Source organism: Photobacterium indicum (genome assembly GCF_003026215.1).
In the GTDB taxonomy this organism is placed as follows: Bacteria; Pseudomonadota; Gammaproteobacteria; order Enterobacterales; family Vibrionaceae; genus Photobacterium; species Photobacterium indicum.
The window spans coordinates 1249125-1273315 of the sequence record NZ_PYOC01000001.1 but is presented as its reverse complement, the minus strand read 5'-3'; the positions used below and the strand labels follow the sequence as shown (position 1 = coordinate 1273315).

The 24191-nt window shown below is 39.1% G+C and carries 29 protein-coding genes; all 29 read right to left on the bottom strand.

Annotated features, from left to right (window positions below):
* Window positions 1-85: 85 nt before the first annotated feature.
* Window positions 86-526: a PDZ domain-containing protein gene (locus C9J47_RS27505; protein ID WP_107252635.1), complete on the bottom strand. Its 441-nt coding sequence runs from the start codon at window positions 524-526 to the stop codon at window positions 86-88.
* A gap of 773 nt (window positions 527-1299) precedes the next feature.
* Entirely contained in the window at window positions 1300-2283 is a 984-nt protein-coding gene (locus tag C9J47_RS05735; RefSeq protein WP_107252634.1) for a hypothetical protein, read from the bottom strand.
* A 125-nt stretch (window positions 2284-2408) separates the two neighbouring features.
* Window positions 2409-2939, bottom strand: a complete 531-nt coding sequence (locus C9J47_RS05730) for a hypothetical protein (RefSeq protein WP_146150839.1) — start codon at window positions 2937-2939, stop codon at window positions 2409-2411.
* A gap of 180 nt (window positions 2940-3119) precedes the next feature.
* Window positions 3120-3914, bottom strand: a complete 795-nt coding sequence (locus C9J47_RS05725; protein ID WP_107252632.1) for an endonuclease NucS domain-containing protein — start codon at window positions 3912-3914, stop codon at window positions 3120-3122.
* A 148-nt stretch (window positions 3915-4062) separates the two neighbouring features.
* Window positions 4063-4872 carry a hypothetical protein gene (locus C9J47_RS05720; protein ID WP_170107432.1) on the bottom strand — a complete coding sequence of 270 codons (810 nt, stop codon included), beginning with the start codon at window positions 4870-4872 and terminating at the stop codon, window positions 4063-4065.
* Between the two features lie 125 nt (window positions 4873-4997).
* Window positions 4998-5411 carry a GNAT family N-acetyltransferase gene (locus C9J47_RS05715; protein WP_170107431.1) on the bottom strand — a complete coding sequence of 138 codons (414 nt, stop codon included), beginning with the start codon at window positions 5409-5411 and terminating at the stop codon, window positions 4998-5000.
* Window positions 5412-5824: 413 nt separating this feature from the next.
* On the bottom strand, window positions 5825-6877 hold the full coding sequence (locus tag C9J47_RS05710; protein WP_107252630.1) for a glycine-rich domain-containing protein: 1053 nt from the start codon (window positions 6875-6877) through the stop codon (window positions 5825-5827).
* Complete coding sequence (locus C9J47_RS05705) at window positions 6874-7569, bottom strand: tail fiber protein (RefSeq protein WP_107252629.1); 696 nt, start codon at window positions 7567-7569, stop codon at window positions 6874-6876. The genes C9J47_RS05710 and C9J47_RS05705 overlap by 4 nt, the downstream gene beginning before the upstream one ends.
* Window positions 7570-7571: 2 nt before the next feature.
* On the bottom strand, window positions 7572-8108 hold the full coding sequence (locus C9J47_RS05700; RefSeq protein WP_107252628.1) for a hypothetical protein: 537 nt from the start codon (window positions 8106-8108) through the stop codon (window positions 7572-7574).
* A gap of 9 nt (window positions 8109-8117) precedes the next feature.
* Window positions 8118-8921: a hypothetical protein gene (locus tag C9J47_RS05695; protein WP_107252627.1), complete on the bottom strand. Its 804-nt coding sequence runs from the start codon at window positions 8919-8921 to the stop codon at window positions 8118-8120.
* Complete coding sequence (locus C9J47_RS05690) at window positions 8905-9237, bottom strand: hypothetical protein (RefSeq protein ID WP_107252626.1); 333 nt, start codon at window positions 9235-9237, stop codon at window positions 8905-8907. The genes C9J47_RS05695 and C9J47_RS05690 overlap by 17 nt, the downstream gene beginning before the upstream one ends.
* On the bottom strand, window positions 9237-9569 hold the full coding sequence (locus tag C9J47_RS05685) for a hypothetical protein (protein WP_107252625.1): 333 nt from the start codon (window positions 9567-9569) through the stop codon (window positions 9237-9239). Before C9J47_RS05685 ends, C9J47_RS05690 begins: the two co-directional genes overlap by 1 nt.
* Window positions 9544-10011: a hypothetical protein gene (locus C9J47_RS05680; protein ID WP_107252624.1), complete on the bottom strand. Its 468-nt coding sequence runs from the start codon at window positions 10009-10011 to the stop codon at window positions 9544-9546. Before C9J47_RS05680 ends, C9J47_RS05685 begins: the two co-directional genes overlap by 26 nt.
* A 9-nt stretch (window positions 10012-10020) precedes the next feature.
* The gene (locus tag C9J47_RS05675; RefSeq protein WP_107252623.1) at window positions 10021-10617 is read right to left on the bottom strand and encodes a hypothetical protein; all 597 of its coding nucleotides are present in this window, start codon (window positions 10615-10617) and stop codon (window positions 10021-10023) included.
* Window positions 10607-10912 carry a hypothetical protein gene (locus C9J47_RS05670; RefSeq protein WP_146150838.1) on the bottom strand — a complete coding sequence of 102 codons (306 nt, stop codon included), beginning with the start codon at window positions 10910-10912 and terminating at the stop codon, window positions 10607-10609. Before C9J47_RS05670 ends, C9J47_RS05675 begins: the two co-directional genes overlap by 11 nt.
* An 11-nt stretch (window positions 10913-10923) precedes the next feature.
* Window positions 10924-12177: a hypothetical protein gene (locus tag C9J47_RS05665; RefSeq protein WP_107252621.1), complete on the bottom strand. Its 1254-nt coding sequence runs from the start codon at window positions 12175-12177 to the stop codon at window positions 10924-10926.
* Between the two features lie 143 nt (window positions 12178-12320).
* Window positions 12321-12716: a hypothetical protein gene (locus C9J47_RS05660; protein ID WP_107252620.1), complete on the bottom strand. Its 396-nt coding sequence runs from the start codon at window positions 12714-12716 to the stop codon at window positions 12321-12323.
* Window positions 12713-13147, bottom strand: coding sequence for a hypothetical protein (locus tag C9J47_RS05655; RefSeq protein WP_107252619.1), 435 nt, complete (start codon window positions 13145-13147; stop codon window positions 12713-12715). Before C9J47_RS05655 ends, C9J47_RS05660 begins: the two co-directional genes overlap by 4 nt.
* Window positions 13147-14241: a hypothetical protein gene (locus C9J47_RS05650; RefSeq protein WP_107252618.1), complete on the bottom strand. Its 1095-nt coding sequence runs from the start codon at window positions 14239-14241 to the stop codon at window positions 13147-13149. Before C9J47_RS05650 ends, C9J47_RS05655 begins: the two co-directional genes overlap by 1 nt.
* Window positions 14238-14666, bottom strand: a complete 429-nt coding sequence (locus C9J47_RS05645) for a hypothetical protein (protein ID WP_107252617.1) — start codon at window positions 14664-14666, stop codon at window positions 14238-14240. The genes C9J47_RS05650 and C9J47_RS05645 overlap by 4 nt, the downstream gene beginning before the upstream one ends.
* Window positions 14666-15169: a hypothetical protein gene (locus C9J47_RS05640; RefSeq protein ID WP_107252616.1), complete on the bottom strand. Its 504-nt coding sequence runs from the start codon at window positions 15167-15169 to the stop codon at window positions 14666-14668. The genes C9J47_RS05645 and C9J47_RS05640 overlap by 1 nt, the downstream gene beginning before the upstream one ends.
* Window positions 15141-18056, bottom strand: coding sequence for a hypothetical protein (locus C9J47_RS05635; RefSeq protein WP_107252615.1), 2916 nt, complete (start codon window positions 18054-18056; stop codon window positions 15141-15143). The genes C9J47_RS05640 and C9J47_RS05635 overlap by 29 nt, the downstream gene beginning before the upstream one ends.
* A gap of 52 nt (window positions 18057-18108) precedes the next feature.
* Entirely contained in the window at window positions 18109-19044 is a 936-nt protein-coding gene (locus tag C9J47_RS05630) for a hypothetical protein (RefSeq protein WP_107252614.1), read from the bottom strand.
* Window positions 19045-19158: 114 nt separating this feature from the next.
* Complete coding sequence (locus C9J47_RS05625) at window positions 19159-19824, bottom strand: hypothetical protein (protein WP_107252613.1); 666 nt, start codon at window positions 19822-19824, stop codon at window positions 19159-19161.
* A 65-nt stretch (window positions 19825-19889) separates the two neighbouring features.
* Window positions 19890-20813 carry a hypothetical protein gene (locus C9J47_RS05620; protein WP_107252612.1) on the bottom strand — a complete coding sequence of 308 codons (924 nt, stop codon included), beginning with the start codon at window positions 20811-20813 and terminating at the stop codon, window positions 19890-19892.
* Window position 20814: 1 nt separating this feature from the next.
* Window positions 20815-21306 carry a hypothetical protein gene (locus tag C9J47_RS05615; RefSeq protein WP_107252611.1) on the bottom strand — a complete coding sequence of 164 codons (492 nt, stop codon included), beginning with the start codon at window positions 21304-21306 and terminating at the stop codon, window positions 20815-20817.
* Window positions 21263-22327 carry a hypothetical protein gene (locus C9J47_RS05610; RefSeq protein ID WP_107252610.1) on the bottom strand — a complete coding sequence of 355 codons (1065 nt, stop codon included), beginning with the start codon at window positions 22325-22327 and terminating at the stop codon, window positions 21263-21265. Before C9J47_RS05610 ends, C9J47_RS05615 begins: the two co-directional genes overlap by 44 nt.
* Complete coding sequence (locus tag C9J47_RS05605) at window positions 22327-23703, bottom strand: phage terminase large subunit (protein WP_107252609.1); 1377 nt, start codon at window positions 23701-23703, stop codon at window positions 22327-22329. Before C9J47_RS05605 ends, C9J47_RS05610 begins: the two co-directional genes overlap by 1 nt.
* On the bottom strand, window positions 23703-24173 hold the full coding sequence (locus C9J47_RS05600) for a hypothetical protein (protein WP_107252608.1): 471 nt from the start codon (window positions 24171-24173) through the stop codon (window positions 23703-23705). The genes C9J47_RS05605 and C9J47_RS05600 overlap by 1 nt, the downstream gene beginning before the upstream one ends.
* Between the last annotated feature and the right edge of the window lie 18 nt (window positions 24174-24191).

The following is a 24191-nucleotide window of genomic DNA, read 5'->3' as shown; positions in this document are numbered from 1 at the left end:
AATCAAAATTTGGTACACTTTTTGGTACACTGAAATTTTGGTACAAACAGCAACTTAGCGTTGGTCATTGCATCTTATCATGTGATTATTGAATAGCGGCAAACATGAACGTAAAAATTAAAGTACCAATAACGCTTAAAATAAAAAATGCAGGAATAAACGCAATTGCAGCCTTTACCATAAATACAACCATTGACCAGAATGGCATCTGTATATCAACAATGGTCATTTTATTGTTATTAGCTTTAAAGGTAATCTTTTCCTCCTGCGCTTCTTCTAGTACCTCTTCAAGCTTAACTCCTAAAGACTTAGAACTAGCGTCAAAAGATAGAAAGCTGCCCCCTCTCTGAACTAAAATTGGCACTATATCTTGCGGGTGTGATTTTACTAACTCCATCAAAGACAGCAACACTTCCTTTGAGTTGACCACCTCTCCATTATAACTTATGACAATATCACCAACTATTATTCCAAGTTGACTTGCCTGCCCGCCATCCTCTACAAACACAACCTTCAATTTGCTCAATTTTCTACTCTCATATTAACTAGTTAACAAAGACTAATATCTATTGATAAAAGACCCCAGACCGCCGAGTGTAATACATCATCTTAATTGCTTGTAAGGGCGCTACTCTCATAGTTCGCCGCCCTCCCCTTTTTAGCACTCGTCACATATATCTAACCTATTGAGATTACTTAAGAAGGAAGATTGACAAACAGAACCACTGCATATAATTTACGATACCGTATGAAATTGTGAAACGGAAGTGCGGATAGTTTTAAATAAAGAAACTTGATGCCAAGTGTGGATCGATGAAGTCACAAGAAACTAGAACTCAGACGCCAGCGTTAGAGTCTGTGTGTTGTTGATTTCATATACACAGAGTTTTGGCGCTCGCTAACATAAGGAGCTACGACTTTGTCATATAAAGCGATATATATACTGTTCCTTACAGTATTTGCTATCCTACTTGCTGCGTTAGGGGTTTTCTTAGGACTAGAGAATTCATCCAATCTCTTCGCAATGACCTTAGTCAGTTCAAGCTGCGTTATACTTAGCAAAGTACTTGAACAACTAAAGCCTTAACTTCCATTTGGCTCTGGTAACCCTCCAGAGCCAAATATCATCAAAATAATCCACTTGATTATTTATCTACCACTTATTAATAATTTCCGCTTTGCTGCATACCACCATAACGACCACGTTGAAATTATTCCTTAAGACATTGAATTAAAGAACAATCACAACCAATGATGTCATCAATCGTGTTGATAAATTTGTTATACAAAATCTACGCATTACTCATAGCCAATATAGCTCAATGCTTTATACGCAATTGGTTCTGGCATATTTTTTGTTAAATTTTTGAGAAAATCCTTTCTTGGTATTCCAGTCGCTGTAATAAAGTTATTTAACTGTATATGCATTGGAAGATCGGGATAGTCTACATATCGTTGAATCTGAGATTTATCTCTTTGTGAGCAGGTTTGATATGAATTCGTTAACCATTTTTCAGAATTAAATGATGACATCTCCAACTCTTTTCTCGTCTCCACCTCATAATTGTCTAAAAGTAATGAACCAATAACCAATGAGGTACATGGGCCTAAATTACCATCAACAGACAATTCATACCGCTCTTGAATCTGTTTGACATTATCGCGGATACTATTTTTTGTAATATTATGAAAATTAAATCCTTCGGTTTCTGTTGCTAACAACTTAATAACAGAAACATTAGAAATCCCAAATGAATTAAAAAAAATAAATATATTTGAGTCATTAATCGCATTAAGCATTTCTGGTTCAATTATTGTCGCTATATCTCTATTTGCAACACCCAGTTTAGCAATAACATTAGATACTCTTTCTAATGATTTTTGCTTTGCATCAACTTTACTAAGCAATTTTTCAATTCTGTTTTCTAATTTATTTTCTTCAGTTCTCAATTGTTCAACGATCAGCCTTGCTTCAATTAAGTTCTTTTCAGACTCCAATTTCTCTCGTGATAATTCACTTAAAACTTGTTTCTTTAACTCAGAGCCAACTATGTATTCTGCTGTTTTGTTCTGCACAGATTGGAAGCCAATCGTTGCAACAAGTGATAAAATCACAGCCATAATACCAACACCAATAGTTAATGCTTTGTACCTACTATTTTTACTTTTTTCTACAATATCAAAAATCAATGCTTTTCGCGTATCATCTGATATTTTCGTACCTTCTTTTTTAAGACTAGCTAACTCCTCTTCTAGAGAGGATAATTTTCTTTCAAAATCCATAATCACTTACTTATAATTATATAAAAACTTTGTATGGCACCTGCAATAAGGTATACCTCTAGGTACTCACAAAGCCTATCAAATCCCATACCAAGGCTGGGGTTAAACGTGTCAACTTGATATATTCATCTTTCTAGTACCAATAAAATGATTGGTACAAAGATTAAAGATAAACCTAAAAAAAAGATGAAAAAATAGTGGTTGCTAGCCGTTTTTTGCATAAAGTTTGTTTTCCCATCTTGCGAATAAATTATTTGGGAACAAAACCACAAAATAAAATTTAATAAGATGGCAATTAGAATCATACTTACAAAACCAATGCCAAAAAACCATACTTGCCAATTCAGAAACTGAGATTTTTCAAATCCAAATATTGTTTGACCAATAATAACACCCAACCCAAGCAGACCGACTTCAAAACTCACCAATAATAGTTTATTTGCAATTTTAGCCGAAAATGAATGAATAGCATCAAATCTTGATAGGAGAATACTTACCCCCATCGAAATTAAAGCAATAACACCAAGAGTATTCCATAATTCAGGGCTAACACCTTGACCAATCGCCTTCTGTAGATATGTAACTGAAAACTTACGCCCTAAAACCTCAACAAGTGCAACAGCTACCACCGTAGGAACAATCCACCAAGCACTCAAGATAAAAAAACTTTCCATCCTGATTGTGGATTAAAATCACTCTTACTATAAATTGATAAAGTACTTACAATACTTTTACGTAGCGAACCCACGAAACTCATCATTTTCCCTCAAAGAGCATATAACGCCAGCAATACCAAAACCGCCGAGTGCAACGCATTGCCTTGTTATATCGTATACTCACGTTATTCTTAAACGCAGAACTTGAATATTTGCAGCTTTAGCCGCAAGCCGTAAATGCTCATCATAAGACGGCGTCATGATAATTCCTTTTACTTTAACCTTTTCTTTTTCAGCCCAATTCTCTTGAATGTAACCCATATATCTTAATATCTGTCCAACAACATAATCAGAAGTTTGGGTAGCTTTTAGTTCTAATACAACGAAGTTATTATCTTCATCTCGGCAAATTAAATCTGTTCGACCAACACCAATACCAAGGTCACATTGCTGCTGAATAGAATCTTCAGCCAACTTTAGCTTTAATTGAGAAATATTTGCTTTAACAGCTTCTTCAACACCAGATTCAAGTACAAAGAAATTACCATCAGTAGCGCCATAACCTAGATCAATATATATTTTTTTTGCAAATTCAATTTTGCTTTTTTCTTCAGAGTTGGATTTTGCAATTCTCATACGTGAGTTTTTATTAGATAACTCTGAGCGAATAATTTCATAAGGTAGAACAACATTCCAATTGATAACACTTTTTATTGGAAACCATCCTGTTGCTACGTCACGCCCTTTATCTCGCCACTTTTCATCTGGAACCCAATCATCTGAAATTTCACAACTCCCCCAAAAACCAGAACCATACACCCTAAACAAAACCAAATCTCCTTTCTTTATATTTTTACGGTTAGGCTCAGATTCTTTAAAGTAGTATCTTTTCTTTTTGAGGATAGTATCAGTGTCCCAATCAGACTCCCCATACGATCCCTTCTTTTTATTGGAAAATATCCATACACTTGACATTAATTATTTCCTATACGATATAACGCCTGCATAACACGTTTGCTACTATGCAGATTAACCTGAATTTTTAGTACCTTAATCACTAAAACTAAAAGTGAACCTACAATGTCGAATGTAGTAAGTCATGTTGATACGATTAGTACAATTATCACACCGTTGTTGAAAGAGCTTTTACTTCAGATGATATTTCAAGGTTGTGCCCATTTTTATCATAACCGATGAACTTAAAATTAGACCTATTAAGGCCTTTAACTTGCTCTTCCACTGTGCGTTGCATCTCGTTTTGTACTTCAGTGTGAACTTTAAACATCTCTTGGTTCGTTTGCTCAATTGTCTGCTTAAGAGCTTCCATTGCTGTACCTAGCACAGGTAATTTAATTAGCTCTGCCCACATATAATTTTGCAAAAAAGATACAAGGAATGACCAAGCACTGTTTACTGAAAAGTAAGAGCCATCTTTACTCTTTTTCAACGTTGCTATGACTTTGCCTAAAGCTGACATCATAGTAACGCTATCCACTTCGCCGCTATTTTGGATTTCTTCTAATATTCTAACTATCTCGTCAAAGAGCTCTGGAAGCCTGCTTTCTGAACGATAACGCTCGAAAACTGAATCGAAATCGAATGCTTCGGATTTTTGATCAAAGACCCAAGAATGAGTAGTGATATTTACGCGATTTTCTAGAATAAACTGCATCAAATGATAGCTAGTTGATCTCCCCTCAGCATAAGATCTAGTATGCTGATTTAGTCCCGTCAACCATACTGGTTGATCGTTTTTAGCCAGTGCAGATAACAAGTCACCGGTACTATTGTTTACGGCTAATGCTTTCTCTTTTTTATCTTGTGCCTTCTCGCCAGATAAGCTTCTTACTAGCAGATCAGTAGCAGAAACAACACTATTGTATTTCTCAGTCACAAAACGAATGAAAAAATTAACACTTTCGTTATTATTCATTATTTCCTCTATTGTACTAACGCCCAGCGGAGAGGTGACCAATACAAAAATCTCTGCAAACCGCCTTACATAAACCAATGCATAATCAAAATACCACGCGTTGCAAATCCCTCTTAAGTAGCCTGTTAGATCGATACCAAAGAGAATGACTTTTCCATATATTCACTGCTGTTTTTTGCTATTACATAGCCTTGCTTACCATACCAAGATATTAGCCACTGGGTATCTATCGTATGATCAAACGCTCGAGCTTCAAGTCGTATACCTAAACAACCACGTGACCTTGCTTGACACTCCGCATATTTCACTAACTTTTCACCAACTCCTTTAGATCTATGATCAGGCAAAACATAAACCTCATAAATGAAATCGAGATCCTCTGGACGCTTTCCGATGTCAAGTGATAAAAGACCTACCTCGTTACCGTCCAATTTAGCAATGCACTCTAAAGATCTACCAGTACTAGCTCGCTTCACACGGTAACGAAGAGTTTCATCTTTTACATCTTCGAAAGTTTCAATTTGATGAATTTCCAACACTAAAACTCCTCTCAGTACGATAACTGTCTAACATTTTATTATGCGAACTTCTTTCGTCTATCAGTATTTAATCAAAGATATACGAAGAAAATAAACAAGAAGATATCGTATGTTACCAAATTAAATTCACTATCTTGACCTCTAAACGTAACAAAAATCAGCACGCAAGTATGCCTATCAATGCACATTACTGCTTACAGAGCGCAATACTGTGCAAAAAGGATACGAAATCATAGCTTTACAGAATGTAACTTTAATCAAAAGCACTTGAGTTCAACACTCACAAAGAGTGTCGTTCTTGTTCTAACAATAAAATGGAGGGTAATGGAACATGAGAGAGTCATGCAGATTAACGGGGGGGATTCTATTCACTGTATCGAAACTCACTTATCTATGGGATGTTTAACGCAGCTTTACGGTTTAACCTTATACTCTTTTATCAATATATACCCACCAGACCCTTTACCACCGTTAAACGTGTCATAAACAGAACCGCCAGCACCACCCCCACCATTACCATGTCCGGTTGCATTTTTACCGTTTTGAAAGCTAGTATCTCCGTTATAATAACCGCCATTACCGCCTCGGCCACCGTAGTAGTTGCCACCACCGCCACCGCCGGAACAATTAGCCCCACTAGCAACACTTGCCCCCGCAGAGCCCCCGAAACCACCTGCAGATGCCAAACCTTTATATGTACCACCACCGCCACCACCGTCAGGTGAACCGCCACTTTTAGCCGATACGCTACCATTAACAGAGTCATATATAGCACCAGCGCCACCAGCACTGCCGCCACCGTTGCCACCATGACCTCCAGTACCTTCAAATCTGTTGCCCTGACCGCCTTTACTACCACCAGCAGACGCCCAAGAAGTGCCGGATCCATTAACAGATGATGATTGCCCGTTCTGATTACTGCTACCCCCATAACCGACAACAACAGTCATTGAGCCGCTTGAAGTTACTGAATATCCAGCAGTGACAACTTTTGACGAACCACCGCCGCCACCGCCACATTGATCTTCTATAGCCTTGCCTCCACCGCCACCACCGCCGATGCCTATAATTTCAACATATTTTGTTTTAGGATTTAAAGTATGGGTAAAGGTGCCAACGTTTTGATATACAGTTTGCCCAATATACGGATTGAATGTTTTTCCGTAGAAATCACTGTATGCGATTCTCCCACTTGGTTTTCCTGCTAACGCCCTTGCCTCTGAATCATTTAACGATAATTTCTGTGTGGCTGGCCGCCCAAGTTCACTATTAATGTCTGAAGCTGAAATCCGACCTGAAGGAGGTAACGTTCTAAATCTTGGGCTTTCTCTTATCGCTCGTAATGCCTGCCAACAACTTAAATTATGAATATTGTCATCAAGCCATTCTTGATAGGAGTCAGGATTAATTGTTCGGCAATGAAAAATAAAATCATCATCACTCATAGAGGTTAATTCGATATTCATTTTACTGGCACTCCACCTCGCTTTAACTTAACAGTAAGATCGTCAAACTTAGTAGCAATGATCTCTAGCATATCCATCGTACCAAGTGATTCAACTGCATCCGACCCTATAACACGACTCAATTTTTTATATATAGTTGACGGTGCTGCTGATGAGTCATATGCCACAACATCAGCTCTCGATTTAACCAAACCAGCAGAAGCGGTCCCATTTACAGAAGAGCTCGCCCCCTCAAGAGATCCTGTGGCTGAAACACGCCCTCGACTTGTCAAATTATCCGCTGAACAATCACCAGTAATGTTCCCACCAGTTTTCAAATAAGCCGCATCAGATACATTAGAGATTGCTTGCGATACTAGGTAAACAGCATATGGTGTTGCTGCTGCAATTTCAGAGTCACTATCAGTCGCACTACTCAACTTAGTAATACCAGCCACTGTATTCGATGCTGCTGGAGCTATAAATTTGCCAATATCAGATACTCGAAACACTACTGTTTCATTAGTGCCTTGAACTGGCATCAGTAGCAAATCTGATATTTCACCAAATTCAGCCACCCGCAACTGATCAAATGTAATGAACTCTGTTGGCACTCCTGCTTTCATATTTTTTGAGTTCGGTTGCTGCTCAGCCAACACTGATTTCACCGCATCTTCAAGTGCAGACTTAAACGCTGGGTCTTTGTAATTCATACTTACCCCACTAAATTAAATTCGGTAAAGATTCCTTCAACCGCTAAGTTCTCTAATACATTTCTCGCTTGGTTTATCGTGTAATTACTGCTTACGCGATTCATCATTATTCCTTTGTTAATACCCGCTGTTTCTGCAATACCGCCATACTCACCACCATTTTCAAGAATTAGTCCTTGTGGTGGCTCCGTTATTTTTTCTTTTACATTCACGCGTAAATGACCAGCGTTTGGTATTTCAAATTCAACTAAAGTATCTTCCCCCAAAAGAGCTTTAATAAGTTTTATCCAAGACTCTCTAACGCCATTGCTAGCCATAGCCTCAAAGATACTCATATAATGTTCTGCAAAAAATTCACGATCAATTTCAAAACCAAGCTCTATTGCATCAGAGTCATATAAAACATACCCAAGTGCTTTCGATCCTAAAATTTCATTATTCATCGCAACCAAATCAACGACTATATTTTTACTTTTAGCCTCTTTGATAATTTTGTGAAAAAATACATTTGATTCATCATCATTGAAAAGCTGAGTCATGTTTAACCTTCACTTAATTATGATATTCGAGGCTGATAAAACAGGAGTGAATTTAACATTGAACTCAGATTCAAACGGTTCACTACTCCAAGACACTCCAGAATCAAAACTATATTCAGTAAGAATGTCAGATGCATACTGTGCATCACGCTCTATTTCATAATATCGCTCAGGCTCTAGATCTAACCCCATGCTATAAAGCTCACTAAAATTATCATTAAACTTAGCGATAATATTTTCCGCAGTATCGACAGCAAAGCTTGAGTTTCTTGAAACCGTGACAGTAAGTTTAAATAGCACTTCTGAATTTGCAGAGCTAACCCATGAGTACGTTCCAATACTCCCATTTGAAAAAACAACATCCTGCTTTATTGAACCAACAGTAATAACACCATCAACAATGTGTTTTTTAAGCAAATTCGCAATCGCTAAATTTGCATCTGGGCTTTCTTCATAATCAATTGCTATATGTGACGTACCGCGGTTCTCTTCCGTCATTGGTTTACACTTGGAATCGAAGCCTAAATTGTTTTTTATACTCTCTGAAATTGCGTCTGGAACCGTTGTTGGTGATTGGATTTTTAAATTAATTGTAGATAAGTAAGTCATAACCTTTTGAAAGGTTTCCGCATAAATAGACTGTATAGCCATATCAATTTGAGCGGAGCCATAAAATACTGCATATTCAGCCGAACCCTCAAATCGAGATGTTGAAACCGTTTCAAATTCAGGTTGAGAAATAAAAGAATCATAATAGCTTTTTATTACAGTGTTAAAATCGTCTGGAGTATATCCATTAGTATTCCAAGCCATACTTCCCACCAAAAATATAGTTGTTGCTTTGCTCGTAAGCACTAGCAAGTGTGTAAGACAAATTAAGCTTGTTATCGATGATGCTTATACTGCTATTTATAATCACAATCTCTCTTAGCATTGCTTGGTTAATAACCCATATATTCAGAGATTGCGGATCAAACTTGATATCAGGATTCATCCAATAATCAAGCTCAAAGCCTAGGTGTGAGGCGTAATACAGCGAACCTGCGTTAGTCATCAAATGATTCTCAAACCTCGCAACATCACGACTCATTGATAGATAGCCTGTTATCGATGGTTTTTCAGATGCCATTAGATCAGCTCCATTTTTTCCAATTTATTTTTAATCGATTTAGCCTGTTCTGATACAGCCTTGAGTGGAGTTGAGAGGACTTGACCTTGCGCTGCTGTGATATAAGCATGATCACCAATAGCGACAAGTTGATCGCATATATAAGTGAGCTGATCTATAACATTACTTAAATCCGGTTGAGTATTTACGATATATGCAGCAACATTATCCTTCCCAATTAATAGATATCCCGAACTATCTCCACCTCCCATTGATAGCAATGTAATATCGTCGGGCTCTATTCCATTTACTATTAACTTCTTATTTTTAACTTTCGCTGGGATTATCCTCATACGCCCTCACAGTTAAGCTACCTTTGAAGATTTTATTTACGACATCATAATCACCATCAAGAGCTGATATATACCCACCCATAAACGGGTAAAATATTTGCGGCAAATGATTAGCAACAAAAAAGCCATTTTTCGAATTTATCTTTCTCGATGGTAATACCTTTATTTTTGACTTTTCAAAAATACTTCCAGAGTTGACATCAAAATATAAATCGAGCTCATTTAAAAAATCAGTCTTACTACTTACAAATGTTGTCCTTTTGACTGTTACATCCATAAACAAACTATTCTTAATTAAATAATCAGGTATTCCAGAATAAGCTTTAAACGTTCTTCCTTTGTTTGTTATAACTAGATTTTTCAACCTCCCAGTTAAATGCTTGATTTCACTATATTGAAGAGTCAGCATGTAATCGTCATGCTCAGATGCTATAACCAACATTTCCACACCTTACCCAAATACAGGGCTATCTTTCAGTTCAACTTCAATTGGCCCTTTATTTGTGCTTATTTTTAATGGATTCCCCATATCTCCCTTTTGGATTTTCAGGGTAATAATCTGCTCTGTTGTGTCAGCATTAACTGAGCGAGACAAACTAAGTAACCTTCCACCTAGAACAACAACGTCCCGAGAGAAATATCGCATTCTTGGATATGAATCATTTAAAGCAAACATATAATCAGCAAAAGCAAGTAGCGTATTTATCAAAATAGTACTGTTTGTTTTGATGTTTATTGTGACTGAGTTTGACGTTCCTGTTAAAACCGGATCGTTGCCAACCATTTGAATTTTTTTCGTTGTTGCTGTCTGGTACCCATCAGGCTGAGCGCCTAAAATATCCGCATCAATTGGAATTGGTATCCAGTTCTCAAGCACGAACCCTTTATCAATACTGTCGCTGTAAGATAACAGGTATGCATATTCATCCTGCTGTTCTTCTGTCATATCTTCCAATGCAGTCAGATCTGAAAGCCGTTTTTTATCATCGGTATTCATACCCTGATCAAGTGTAAATACTAATATTGGAGGGACTTTATCAACTATCATTTTTCACCCCCATGTACACAACCCCATCAAACAGTCGTGTTGAGTATGAGCGGCCCACACTAACAAAATAACCACCATCGCTAAGTACGGGTAAGAACTCATCCTCATAAATAATACCAACCCGTTGAGTGAAGAATCCTGACATATCATCAGAGATAACTGTTATCCGTATTGGTCGTTTATTTAGCGTTAACTCATCAAACAATTGAGGTAATTTTCTATCAATAAATTGCTGCTGGTTTCCAATGCTATACCACGTGAAATCAATAATCGGATCAAGCCCGTAAATTTTCATTAAATCATCCACTAATCACCTCCAGTTTCAATATCTGCATCAGCAATAGCTTGGCTGTGATCATTGGAGGCTTTTGTACCCAACATAGATTTAATGTCATCAAGTATTTCATTGGTACGTTTGTATGCCTGTATTGTCAGCATCATTGGTATTCCAACAACCGTCGAATCCATGCTGCCAAGGAGGTTCTTAGCGCTATCAACCGATGGGTCAGAAAAGAAATTTGATGTGTCCGTTATTGTCTCTGTTTGATGATCCAACTTAACAATGCCTTCAACCATCCCCTTCAATTCCTCAAGCGCTGCTGCTCCAGCTTTAACTTGTAGTATTTCAGCATCAGCAATTACATTGGCATACGTCACCTTGTCTGCAATAACCCCCAAGTGCGTCTCAACCAATTCAAGTTGTTTATTATCATATCTGTTGGCGCTATCAGCCTGAGTCGCTGTGACGCCATTCAGTAGCGTGCTGTATTCATTCTGAGCTGCATTCTTATTTAATTTATCTGTTTGTATGCGGGTACGATCAAAACTGTCAGATAAGGCTCCAGTAGACATATCGAACCCAGCCATGCGGTTAAATAAATTCTGCCTATTAATCATGTCACCGTCCTCTCGCATTGACCTAATAACACCTGCGATCTTATTTGCAAAAGTGGCGTCAGAATCACCAAGCTGTGCAGTAGTGGCTAACCATGTTTGCGCTTTCGCTGGGTCCATGAATGATGCAGTGTTCAGTAGTTTGTAGAAGGCCGTATCTAGCCCTTTTTCATCTGAGACTTTGCGATATTTACCCATTTCATCAGAATCTAGCGCAGACGCAAAACCCTCGAATAAGCCCCTAATATCATCAGCCTCAATACCGAGAGATTTAGCCCCAAGTGTTAAAGCTGCATACTCCCCCTGGTCAATGCCAAACGCACCAGCATTCCCCATAATATCTTTAATGGTTTCTGCTCGACGTTTCACTTCTTCAACATACTGATCAGCACCGCCTAATGTTTTTTCCATGGTATCTTTTACAATTGATACAGCAGCAAAAGCTACAGCCGCAGCAGCCATTTTCAACTTACTACTAAATATTGAAAAACCACCATTAGAACCTTTTTCAATTCCTTTTTTTACGCCTTTCTCAAGCTCTCTTTCTGTATCAGCAGATACTTGCTTTGATGACTTCTCCAATGCCTCTTCAAACTGTTTTGACGCCTTACGCATGGCATCCATATCAGCCTTAGGTACGAGTATCACATCAGCCTCTCCAGACATATATCACCTCATAAGTAGTTTCATTAATAATTCATTGCTGTCTATTGGCTTAGAATTAGATCTAGAAACGATGATCTGAATTAAATCTTCCGTTGGCATATGAGGTGTTTTTTCTAACACCTCTATGGCAATAGATTGAGGCTCTATGGAGTATTCTTTGAGGCTGTTAAGCTCGGTGTCGGATAAAAAAAAAGCGTCTTGCTTGCGTTTGAGCATGCTAGTAATGATTCAAAAACAAGATCGACCATTTTATCAATACTTAAATTTGAGGCGTTAACTTCTGAATAATCAATTCCATTAGGATCTTTATGAACAGAAATAAAACGCACTACATCACGTTCACTTATCGTTGTAACACTTAAAACCTCAACAAGAATTTCCTTTTTCCTGCCTATTGGGGATTCGGTAAAATCATGCTGCATTTCGAAGCGACTCATTTCGCTTTCACGGTATGTTTTTGTTAATGGAAGAAAATAAATAGTTGATAGATATGCCTGATAACAAGCAAAACCGCGAATTCCTTTTAGCTCAAGACTCATGACACATCCTTAAATTCAACCATTAGGTTTTTAGGTGTAACTCTCAGCGGGAGGCGAACATCTTGAACCGTTGCATTCTCATCAATCGTTCCATTGATTGGGTTTGAGTTAATTACAGCTTTTTTCGCTGTTAACTTTTTACCATTGCTCAAGTCAATCACTTGGAATTTCAGCCGACCAAGATTATTAAATGTATTTTGAATTAACATCTGAATCTTTGCTGGCACCTCACGAACAACTGAATTAACTGATGCTGATTGCGTCAAGTTACTTACATGGATAATGCCGTCGCTGTTGTTTTGTGGTGACGATAACAAATCAACAATAGTTGGGTCATTAACCTCAATACTGATCGCTTGGCGGAAAACATAATTTTGCTCATTAATCTCAATGCTTACTTCTGCATTTGGGAGTGTGATCATATCGCTCATTAGTAAGATTCCTGTTTAACTTGAAAATTCACGCGCCAGATTGGCTCAGCCGTTTTAATAGCTAACGCACCGTTCAAGTAGTAGCGTTCTTCGGAGTCATAAAGCTGAACATCGTTATCACCATCGGGATCTAAATAGTAATAAGGCGCAACCATATACTTATCGACCTCATCTTGAAGGCGACTTTCTAGGTTGATGCGCGTAGATACCGTATTACGAGGATGGTTAATTGATATGTAGTTTAATCCCGCCCCTTGAATACTAAGCTCAACCAATCGGTTGATGTACGGGGCAGAAATTGACTCCCCACCAGCAGCAAAGAAAGCCAGACGAGTGCCATATTGTTTATCAGATAAATAAAACGATATACGATCTTTAAATAGGCTATCAGCCTCACCTAGTTGAGATGTAGCCCACCAGTCATCTGCATTTGCCTGAATGTACTGCTGATCACTCCAATATGCAGCACTAAGCAATTTCCCAAAAGCAAAGTGAGCCCCGCTTGTATTGTAAGCAAGATCTAAAAAGCAACAGCGGTGAGGTAATTTGGCTAAATCAACCGCTGCAGTTCGTGCACCCTTTAACAGCTCTGTTCTCTGGCTTTTATCTTTTGTCTTTTTCAATAAGTCATGAGATTTTAAAAACTGACTCTTTAAATCTCGTCGCTTAGTAATGTTGCCAGCAACAACCGTCTTAGCGTCTGATCGTGTTGAAGATGTGCTGTATACGACACCAGCGTATTTTGACGGTATGAATACACTCGCAGCATCTTCATCAAAGTCGTCACTAATTCCAAAGGTATAAAACTCAGTATCATCAAGCAGTGGATCTACACTATCCAATGTTTCACAGACAAGTAGATAAAACGCACCTAGCCCACCAGAAAACAACTGATTTACAGTTTCATTATCAGTGTGATCCTTGACGAGCTCAGGGCTGTACACTTCAACTAGATAGGGTAATGGCTTAGGCGGTGTCGACACATTATTTGACTTAACAGCCACGGCAACATTACTCAAGAACGAATAATCAGGTTGAAGTGTGCCTTCAACCTCTTCAAAACTAAAAGCGTAATCAAGTAATAAATTACTCATATTTTATCTCCGTTATATTTAATACCCTTGATAACTTCCGTTACTCGGTCGTAATCAACATTTATTGCAAAAGTCACATCCTTCTGTATTACAGTTTTCTCCAACGTTTGAGTAACAGGCACTTCTCGATAGGAAATATCTTTAATTGATGCCAGGTTATTTCCATCATCTTGAGTTAATGGAATTCCTGAGTAATTCTTTAATTTCGCGGTAATGAAGCCATAAGGATCATCATCTGACGGTGGGAACGTGATTGATAAAGTGACGTCAACGTTGAAATAAACGCTGGTGGAATCTTCAATAGCAATATCGTAATCATTGACCCTTATATAGACCTCATTCGCGCTGTGAGATTGGCTACGGTCTATTTCAGCTGGTAAGTCGAAAATAACAGTAACCAACTCACAGAGCTGGTGAGAGAACATTAGCCACCTTTTATGTAGTATTTTGCAGTGATGTTATTGAATAGCGTTGCGCTATCAACTAAAGGGCGATTAAACCCCTTTTCTTTTTCTGTCGACGCAGCATTTCGACCATAGTCCATTCGAATTATTGGATTCCGAATAATGGCTATGGCTGCGTTTTCAACACGACGAGGATCAAGATCACCGTTGAATATTTTTATTAATTCATTCGTAACTTTTATCAGGTCTGTATTGCTTGGCACCAATGGGGCGTCAGAAATAAAGCCGTAATATTCATCCATATATTCAGCTAGTTTCGTGACTGTAAGTGTTTTGCTTTTTTTATGAATTTTACGTCTTGGGTAAGATGTCCCCTTAATTCTTGATAGACCCTTTTTTCTGCTTCTCGGGATGCTTGCCATTTTTGCTTTATCTAAAACGCCAACCTGTACTCGCTGTGATTCAAACTCATCAATTTCTTTTTCAAGCAAATTGTCAGGCAGTTTTATCTCGATCTTGAACATTGCCGACCTCCAGCGTTGCCCCGCCTTTAGTTGTAATGTCTTTTGTTAAAACTGGTAGTAGTTTAATGCTCACAGGTAAATCAGTGCCTACCTCACCATCAAGATAATTAAACTCCGTAACGGTTATATAAGCACTAGTAGATGAGGAATTAAGTGTTATTGGGGCCAGTGTTCCAATGGTGATTTCTTTTTTATAACTATACCAACCTGTAGGCTCAGAATCTAAAACCAAGTGAAGCTTATAATCACCGTAACTATCTAGCTTCATAAATATATCTTCAATAGAACCGTCTAATATTTCTGTAGGCTCTAAAAAACCAATACTATAAGAATGATTTTTACCAATAAATACTTGCTCACCAGTATCTCTCTTTCCAACGGTAAGTGTGTACGCGAACGATGTTTGTCTAACCTCAATCGTCATAGGTGACTCAACACCAATTACCGCAGTAAAGTCAGCATATAATTTATCGGCCTTGGCTTGATTGCTTAACTCATATTTATAGCTACTTGCTTTGGTTAAATCTTTTAACCTTGTTGGCCTTGCTATAAATCCGTCATACGTCTCACCATTAAACTTAATTGACAGTTCTGATTTACTATCGATTTCACTGTTAAGCTCAACGGTGATCTTCCCGCCAGAAGTACTTGCAAGAATCGAGAAAATAGCAATTCCATCAATGTAGATAGGTTTAAGACTTCCACCATCTGCATTAAATGCGTAATAACCAGCGGATGACGCTGATATGGCTGCTGGGGTAATTATAAAATCAGTATTACCATTAATGTATATGTCTAAATCTATTGGTATCCCATCATTGCCTGAAAAAGTACTCATCAGTGAGTCAACGTCAGAAGAGTTACTGTTTGTATAACCAGTATCAGTAACTTTGTTTACTCTGAAGTTTTTCCCATCAATTGAAATGGTTAATTTGGTCGATTCAATTTCATCGCTAAGAGCTAATATGATGTAGTTACTTGCGGATGAATTAGCTACAAGCTTCGTTACATCAACACCTTCAAATAATGTTGGGTTGAAAATGCCATAAGTATTATCGCCACCTACCGCTCCTTTCTCATATCCAGCAAATGTACTACTGAAAACCTTCGGCACAATGTAACGCTGATCAGTATTCACGGTAAGGATCGCACTATCTGACATGGTTTCACCATAATCATTACCAAGCACACAGCGGTATTGGAAGTTGTGGCCAATCTTTTCAACAGGCACTTGAAGCGATCTTGTCTCCCATCCGATGAAAGAAGGTACATCAACAAAACACGGGGTAGGCTCACAACTTGATTCCTGCCATTTGTACGTCAATACATTATAACCATCAATATCAAAGGTGACAGTGTCACTATCATTCCCTGATTGGTCATATGGCTGATCAATAATCACTGGTGGCACTTGAGGGAGCGACACAGACAGTAGTGCATGATCTGTTTCTGTCTCACCTGCTTTATTATCAAATACTGATTTAAACGAATAACCATCAAGTTCAAGAACCGCGCCAATCGGTCCAAGTAATACAGTGTTCCACCCATCAATATCACTGGCTTCAATCCAATCACCAGCAACAGGTTTCTTCATCCACTTAACGTTATCGAAATTACTTGAAAGCGAACTAAACGAAACCTCCTCTCCCTCATCAACTGATAGTGATATTGGCTGTTCAGTGATAATCGGCAAAACATCGTCAACAGTAAGTACGACAATAGAAGTCATCGAATCACCAACGTTATTCGAAAACACAGCCATATATTCATAACCATCTAAATTCCTATCCACATTAAATGGACCCAATTCAGCCGTATCATAATTCGGTAAGTCTATTGCCTCTTCCCAGCAAGGTGATAAGCCGCATGCATTCACTTTCCATACGACAGAATCATAACCTTTAGCAACAGCGGTAAATGTAGCCATTCCACCATCAGTAACCGTAAAAGATTCTGGATTCAATATAATGACAGGCTTTATTTGATGGATTGTTAACAATGCTGACGTAGTTTCACTATCACCTGCATCATTTGAGAAAACAGCCTTAAAGGAATAGCCATCAAGATCGAAAACGGCCTCAAGTGGCCCAATAGTTTCTGTTTGCCAATTTGGGAGCATGTTAGCGTCCTCCCATGCAACACCAGCAGCAGAACGCATCCACTTAACGCTATCATACTCATTAGCGCCAGCAGTGAACGTAACCATCTCCCACTCATCAACGTCAGCAAGAACAGGATGCAACGTAACTTGAGGTGGTATCATTTTCACAGTTAACACGGCTATGTTAGATGCAGTTACGCCACCTTCACCGTCAAACATTGCTTTAAACTTGTACCCGTCAGCAATAAGCGGAGTAACAAACGGACCGAGCATAGTAGTTTGCCAATTTGGGATTCCGTCTGCATATAACCAAGTAGACCCACTATCACTGGAATATTCCCACCACACTGAATTGTAATTAATCGCCTCAGCAGAAAAAGAAACGCTTTGCTCTTCATCTATCGTCATCGACTTAGGCTGTTTTATTACTTCTGGCGGAATTGGTGTTGGAAGCTCTAGCGTAAAATCCCCAGTAACAGGTCTAATCCCGCCAACCATCCCACCAATAATCGGAATGATGGCTTTTTTTGGTTTTGGTTTTTTCTCTTTTAACTCAAAACCCTTCGATAGTGCGAGCTTATGCAAGCGTGACAATGCATCGCCACCGCATTTCTGATTACGCAAACGCAATAAAAGCACTGTTTGGGTAATCAAATAAATATCGGAGTCTTGATATACAGTTGTATCTATTGCGTTTAAATAATCAATTTCATCTTTAGTAAGCCGCACTGAGCCAGTTAATGGCAAGACACGGTTTATTTCATCAATATTTTCTTGAGTAAGCATGAGGATCACCGAAACAAGGGCTGATATTCACCAGCCCTTTAGTTTGCCTATTTTATTGTTTGTGTTTTTTAGCCAAGCTAGCTTTTAGCGATTTTGAAGCGGGTGTTTCGGTACGCTGGAACACATAACCGCCCTTACCTTCAACTTCATTCGCTGCACTCTCATAGGTGAACAACGTTTTCTTAGTTAACCCATGAGCATCGCCATTCGCATGACTATAAATGCCCGGTAACGCACTTCGGTGGTTATTAATCGCTGGGCGGTACGTAAGCGAGACATGAGAACCCGCACCAATGATTGTTGGTACTTCTTCATGCGTCATGCCTTTATAGGTTTCGTTGACCACTGATTTACCAGTAACAACATTATCACTGCTCGTTGTGATCGGCTTACGGATGATTGATGCGACATCGCTTGAGTAACTTAGCGTAATGCTTGGATATTCCGACTCACGGATACCGTAGTAAGTTGACATTTCATTGTACAGAACATCAATAAGCGCAATAAGCTCACTTAAATTATTAACTGGGATTGGCTTACTTGAATCATGCTCAATAGAGTTTTTATTGTTGAACATGCCAGCATTGCCAAACTTACCAAGGAAGTGCTCACGGTCATACTGCATCAACATGCGATTAAGAATGCCAGCGTTAATATTTACATCATTCACCTCCTGCATGTTTGAAAGTGTGAATTCAACATGCACTGGTTGGCGATGGTAGCTGAACTCAACTTCACGTCCTGACGCCTGTGTGTATTCTGTGCTCGATGGTGTCAACGCTTCCGCAAACTCCTCTTCTGGAAATTTTCCGTTTAAATCATAGTTAATATGGACCACAGAAGATTGACGCAACTTACCGTCATAATAGCTAACTGTGTTTGCTGCAAGATTTGATGTGTACGGGTTATATGTGAGTTTATTTGAGCCCATTACAGCACCGTTGTACTTACGCTCAACCTTGCCTTTTGTGATGATATTTGTAGCCATTTTTGTAATTCCTGTTGATTGCAAAAGAGCCATACCAGGGAAACCGGCACAGCTCTTTTTGATTGCTATAAGTTGTTGGCCACATCGTTCGAGGTGGCATTAATGATTGCTAATTTACTTCTTTGGCTTAGCTTGGTTTTTTGATGTTTCGGAAGGTTGCTCAGACGCTTGAGGTTTAGGTGCTGCGGATTTTGGTGCAACCTCAACCCAACCAGCATCTTGACGACCATGTGGGGCTCCATTTTCAGGAGCTTCTTCAACTGCACCAACAGAGGTTGCATCAAGTGTTACCGCACCAGTTTGACCATTCACCGACAACACACCACCAGAGCTACCTGCAGGAGCCAATCCGCCATATACGTTCACCAATACACAGTTAGGAATTTCATTACTATTTTCATCAAGGCCAGTAATATCTAACTCCTCAATGTCACCACTAACAGGTGTTGAATCCGCAGCACCAATAGGAACTAGCTCACCAGTGGCGTTATCAACAGCGAACCCATTACCTTCAGCTAAGACTTCACCTTCTTTAACGCGAAGGCATACAGCCTCAGCCTTACGAACAACGCCAGTAACACCACGAGTGTTATCTAAATCAGAAACAGCAAAACCAAAGAATTTAGTGCCATCAAAAGGCACTACATTCATTTGCTGACTAGGCTTTGTATCAGACGATACGGCACATCCAGCCTTCAACGCACCAGTAAACATTACTGAGCGAATAACATCGCTGTTACCGCGTAACTTCGGCATTCCAAGAGGTACAACACGAGACATAATTTTTCTCCAGATATAAAAAAACGACCAAACGATCGCCATTAAATGCTTAATCCAATTTATTGTTATTCAGCGGCACCGCTAACGTTTTCCCCCTGACTGAAACGCTGCTCATATTTTTCAATAACAGAGTCCCCTTTACCGCCACTTGATTGATTATCGCCTTCCGCTAAACGTGTTTTATTAAACACAGCTCGCTGAACTACAGGCCATGTTTCATCACGATTAATCGAACGCTCTGATGCATCAACGATGTTCTTTTTCACCCATAAGCGATCTTTTTCTTCTAGCACATCAACGTTTGCTTCATTTTTGAAAAACGCTTGAGCAATCGCAGCAGTAATGCCCTGTGTTTTTTCATCTGTATTTTTTGCCCACTTATCTACAGCAGTACGGATATCTGCGATATTAAAGAAATCGGGGAAACTGGATTCATTTTCATCAACGAACTTATCAAATGTCATTTCTAATCGAATAAGGTCCTCTAGTGCTTTTTGTTTTTCAGCATCCGTCTGCTTATTTAACTGCCGCTCTTCAAGCTGCTCAATAATTGACTTCTCTTTTGTGTCTTTACTTACATTCAATACATCACCCGAACTTTTAAGTAACTCAAGCAATTTAGTAACGTCAGGCTGCTCAGTATGTTGTGACTGACTACCTGATAATAACTGCAACAACTGGGTATTAACGTCTGGCTGGCTGTTTGGCTGAGAACCACCAGCTAGCAATGCTAATAGCTGCTGATTCACATCAGGTTGCTGGTTGCCGCTAAGTAGTTTCAACAAATCTACCTGTTGGTTATTTTGCTGACCGCCGCTCAACATATTCAGTAATTGTTGCTGTGGGTTTTGCTGACCACCGTTTAACAACTGCATCAATGTGTCTTGCTGATTGCTTTGCTGGCCAGATAATAATTTAGCCAGTGGATTTTCATTGTTATTTTGTGACTGCAATTGAGCACTCAGCAATTTAAGTAATAATTCATTCATTTTATTTCCCTCTGTTTATTTTCTTTAATTCGTTTTGAATATGTTTATCACCGGATATTATTTGCATCCCACACTGACAGCCGTAATCGACACCAAGGCCTAGTTTGCGAGCTTTTTTGATGGACATTGTTTTACCGTACTGTAATGCGTGATTAACCCGATGCTCGGTCGCTGATGAAGGTAGCCACTTAACCATGATTTCGTCGGCTTTTTTTGAATTAGCCAATGAATCCATAACCTCGTTACTAATCGTTCCAGCCATGGTGTTTTTTAGGTTTGCAGCAAAATCGATAGATTGCTTATTTTTCGATTTATCAAGCCGTCTGATGGTCTTGTACGCGTTAGACTTAGCGCCAGTGAGGACCTTATATTTTGATATTACTTTTAACTGCTCTCTTTGCATCCCTCCACGTTCGTTATATATCCGCTGAAAATCGACACCGAATAATTCAAGAAGATTTTGTGCTATTAGATAGGGAAATACCGTAATCATCTAAAGACATGTATTGAGATAATATCCTGCGCTTTTCATCATCATTAATCAGTGATGACATTTCGATAGATGTCATGAAGTCAGACAATTGCGGCAAATTTTCAATGTCTGGTTTCACATCAAAATCAGCACCGAATACGGACTCAAATACCCCCCGTAAAATTGAGTTAAATTCATAAATCGAAGCATTCCTGTTTTGCTTACGATCACCTTCCCCTGTACTGCCTAGACTGGCGGCAATCTCACCGTTAACAAATGACATTGGTCGCCCTGTCGCATTACAGATAAGCGAAAATGCAAAATGAAGCTGACTAACTGCAGGCTTTGTATCAACGGTTGGCATTTCTACTTCTGACTCTGAATCAATGTAACCTGCTCGACCTTCCTCTAAAGCTTGGTTAACTTGCTTTAACTGTGTTTCAACCGCTAGCAATACTTCTCTATCTGCAATCAAATCACTCAGGTCAGACACCTTAAACAAGATTGCACCACCGACCTTAATCAACCGAGCCATACCGATAATCGAGTCAAATACCATTCCGTAATATTCTTCAAGTAACTCAGTGCGTTCATAATCGGTGAAATCAATTTCTAACAAGTCAGCGTCTTTCTCTTCCCCCTTATTTGGTAACTCACTAAAGAAATAAGCTTTTGTTCGACCTTGCATTGCCTTCTTTCGCAAGATTAATGAGCTAGAATCCGCCATAGCATCAACGATGTAATGAGCAAGCCCACATTTAAGCTTTGGTGTATGCGAATCGTAAACCGTGCGTGAGAAGTCAGAACGCGAAATCTCTTTCGGAATATCAACAATATCCAGCGTTGAGAAAATAATGCGTGAATATAGGGCACGAATAGCGATTTCAACATAACGTTCACGGATCATTCGCCATGGGCTAACCTCTGTACCAATAGGAAGAGAACTAGGATCTTTCTTTCTAATCCTATCCCACCAGCTATCACTTCCTGTCGCGCTTTTAGTTTTTGGTTTTTCAGCTTTATTACCGCCGAATAGCCCCATTACGCAGCCCTCCTAAATTTCATTTTGTCAGATACGATACCAGCACGAACGGCTGCGTTAGTGAGTGAATCGGGAGCATCATCATAATCAGCCTCAATGTTGTATTTGATACAGTGCTCAAGCCATGCCTGATTACTCCAATTTGAAACAAACGTTAAATTAAGCATTGTCAGAAACGCACCTACACGAAATATCCGATCCTCTTTGTTACCTGAGGTATTCCTACCAATAGGCACTAATCCATAAGGCTCAAACAATTCAATAGGCACACTGCCAACACCGTTTGATTCATAATAAAATTCATGACATTCAAACTCGTTTATTTTTGCTGCGATTTCATCTTTAGCGTTATTCCATGCTTGATGCCAACAATGCCCCCACGCAAACACACGACCATCTATTTGAGATATAAACGTCAATGCCGTGTAATCACCACCTTTGAAACTTGGGTCCAAGAAGGCTACACAGGGAAGCTTGTATCTATCATCATTTGCAGCAGTCATTAACGGCACATCCATAAATGGATAACCTGAAATTTTAGGTGACGGCTTACCTAGCCAAACATGGTCGTAATAAATCTCGCCAAATTCAGCCATAGCCTGTTCAAGCAATTGCTGATCTTGAAACTCAGGAGGCAGATCGAAAATATTGATGTGCACTTCACGAGTGGCATCACCATACGTCCGTGTTTTTGACAGGATAGGATCGACCGCAAAGTTGGGATTCATTGCAAACAAGAATCGACTTTCAGCAATATCAATCTCGGTACCACCAGTTAATGCATCAAGCACTTTCTGGTATTCATCTGTGAACTTAACTGAGCCCTTACGGTTAACGGTAGGGAAAAGAACGTTGAGCGAATCCTCTGACGCATCCTGCGCCTCATCCATAAACACAAAGCGAACCTTATGCTTACCCTTTATCTTGTTCACTTGAGAGAATTGTGTTTTACCACCCGTAGAGCGCAAACCAGTGAAGCCAAACTCAACACCAGTTAAACGATTACGAATTCGGTTCTTATCAATTTTGAAGAATTTCGTTAAATTCGCTTGATCGATTAAATCAACAATTACCGAATAGACGGAATCATCAATAGAATTTTGAATTTCACGTAAAAACAAAAACAGTGAATTCTCATATTTTAAATCAAATGATTCCTCTATTAGAAAACACACTATTGCAAACGTCTTACCAGAACCCCGCCCACCTTTGAGCACAATATACTTAGCAGCAAGATCCCCGAAAAGATCCCGATAAATTTGAGGAATTAGAAATTTTTCCCTCAGGCTAATTAATCGTCTGCGGGCTTGTTCCCTTTTTACTTCAAGTAAGCGCTTCTTTTTACGTATTGTAGATAATTGAACAAGATCCCCCATCACATCACCTCGTAACGGGATATATCGGCATCAAGCTCAGCATCAAGAGCCGCTAATTCCTCATCTGTCAGTTCTTCTATTTCAGAAGACTCTGTGCCTGCTGTTTTATAGTTGGTTCTGTATTTTTCAGGATTTCCCGCACCAAGTAAAAACATCAAAATACCAGCGTGTCTCTTTCTGACTGGTATCGTTTTCTTTTTTTTTGTTTTAGGGTCAATTACTGTTTTGTAATCAACTTCTCCAATATAGGCCATCTCATAAGCAGCAGACTCAAGCTCCTCTATACGCTCATCCATGATTCCATTAAACCGAGCAGCAAAATCAGGATCTTTCTTTTTATATTCGTAGACACTAGGACGAGAATAACCCGCAGCTTTTGCCGCTTTGGTAACAGAAACTAATGGACTGCTCTCCAATGCCTCAAAAAAACGCTTATCTCGTGCTCTTGTCTTTTTGGTTCTTCTCGACACCGGAATCTCCTAAAAACA

Excerpts from the sequence above, each read along its gene's own strand:
- C9J47_RS05735 (WP_107252634.1), bottom strand. The coding sequence starts at position 2,283 with ATGGATTTTGAAAGAAAATTATCCTCTCTAGAAGAGGAGTTAGCTAGT.
- C9J47_RS05725 (WP_107252632.1), bottom strand. The coding sequence starts at position 3,914 with ATGTCAAGTGTATGGATATTTTCCAATAAAAAGAAGGGATCGTATGGG.
- C9J47_RS05720 (WP_170107432.1), bottom strand. The coding sequence starts at position 4,872 with ATGAATAATAACGAAAGTGTTAATTTTTTCATTCGTTTTGTGACTGAG.
- C9J47_RS05710 (WP_107252630.1), bottom strand. The coding sequence starts at position 6,877 with ATGAATATCGAATTAACCTCTATGAGTGATGATGATTTTATTTTTCAT.
- C9J47_RS05705 (WP_107252629.1), bottom strand. The coding sequence starts at position 7,569 with ATGAATTACAAAGACCCAGCGTTTAAGTCTGCACTTGAAGATGCGGTG.
- C9J47_RS05700 (WP_107252628.1), bottom strand. The coding sequence starts at position 8,108 with ATGACTCAGCTTTTCAATGATGATGAATCAAATGTATTTTTTCACAAA.
- C9J47_RS05695 (WP_107252627.1), bottom strand. The coding sequence starts at position 8,921 with ATGGCTTGGAATACTAATGGATATACTCCAGACGATTTTAACACTGTA.
- C9J47_RS05690 (WP_107252626.1), bottom strand. The coding sequence starts at position 9,237 with ATGGCATCTGAAAAACCATCGATAACAGGCTATCTATCAATGAGTCGT.
- C9J47_RS05685 (WP_107252625.1), bottom strand. The coding sequence starts at position 9,569 with ATGAGGATAATCCCAGCGAAAGTTAAAAATAAGAAGTTAATAGTAAAT.
- C9J47_RS05680 (WP_107252624.1), bottom strand. The coding sequence starts at position 10,011 with ATGTTGGTTATAGCATCTGAGCATGACGATTACATGCTGACTCTTCAA.
- C9J47_RS05675 (WP_107252623.1), bottom strand. The coding sequence starts at position 10,617 with ATGATAGTTGATAAAGTCCCTCCAATATTAGTATTTACACTTGATCAG.
- C9J47_RS05670 (WP_146150838.1), bottom strand. The coding sequence starts at position 10,912 with ATGAAAATTTACGGGCTTGATCCGATTATTGATTTCACGTGGTATAGC.
- C9J47_RS05665 (WP_107252621.1), bottom strand. The coding sequence starts at position 12,177 with ATGTCTGGAGAGGCTGATGTGATACTCGTACCTAAGGCTGATATGGAT.
- C9J47_RS05660 (WP_107252620.1), bottom strand. The coding sequence starts at position 12,716 with ATGAGTCTTGAGCTAAAAGGAATTCGCGGTTTTGCTTGTTATCAGGCA.
- C9J47_RS05655 (WP_107252619.1), bottom strand. The coding sequence starts at position 13,147 with ATGAGCGATATGATCACACTCCCAAATGCAGAAGTAAGCATTGAGATT.
- C9J47_RS05650 (WP_107252618.1), bottom strand. The coding sequence starts at position 14,241 with ATGAGTAATTTATTACTTGATTACGCTTTTAGTTTTGAAGAGGTTGAA.
- C9J47_RS05645 (WP_107252617.1), bottom strand. The coding sequence starts at position 14,666 with ATGTTCTCTCACCAGCTCTGTGAGTTGGTTACTGTTATTTTCGACTTA.
- C9J47_RS05640 (WP_107252616.1), bottom strand. The coding sequence starts at position 15,169 with ATGTTCAAGATCGAGATAAAACTGCCTGACAATTTGCTTGAAAAAGAA.
- C9J47_RS05635 (WP_107252615.1), bottom strand. The coding sequence starts at position 18,056 with ATGCTTACTCAAGAAAATATTGATGAAATAAACCGTGTCTTGCCATTA.
- C9J47_RS05630 (WP_107252614.1), bottom strand. The coding sequence starts at position 19,044 with ATGGCTACAAATATCATCACAAAAGGCAAGGTTGAGCGTAAGTACAAC.
- C9J47_RS05625 (WP_107252613.1), bottom strand. The coding sequence starts at position 19,824 with ATGTCTCGTGTTGTACCTCTTGGAATGCCGAAGTTACGCGGTAACAGC.
- C9J47_RS05620 (WP_107252612.1), bottom strand. The coding sequence starts at position 20,813 with ATGAATGAATTATTACTTAAATTGCTGAGTGCTCAATTGCAGTCACAA.
- C9J47_RS05615 (WP_107252611.1), bottom strand. The coding sequence starts at position 21,306 with ATGATTACGGTATTTCCCTATCTAATAGCACAAAATCTTCTTGAATTA.
- C9J47_RS05610 (WP_107252610.1), bottom strand. The coding sequence starts at position 22,327 with ATGGGGCTATTCGGCGGTAATAAAGCTGAAAAACCAAAAACTAAAAGC.
- C9J47_RS05605 (WP_107252609.1), bottom strand. The coding sequence starts at position 23,703 with ATGGGGGATCTTGTTCAATTATCTACAATACGTAAAAAGAAGCGCTTA.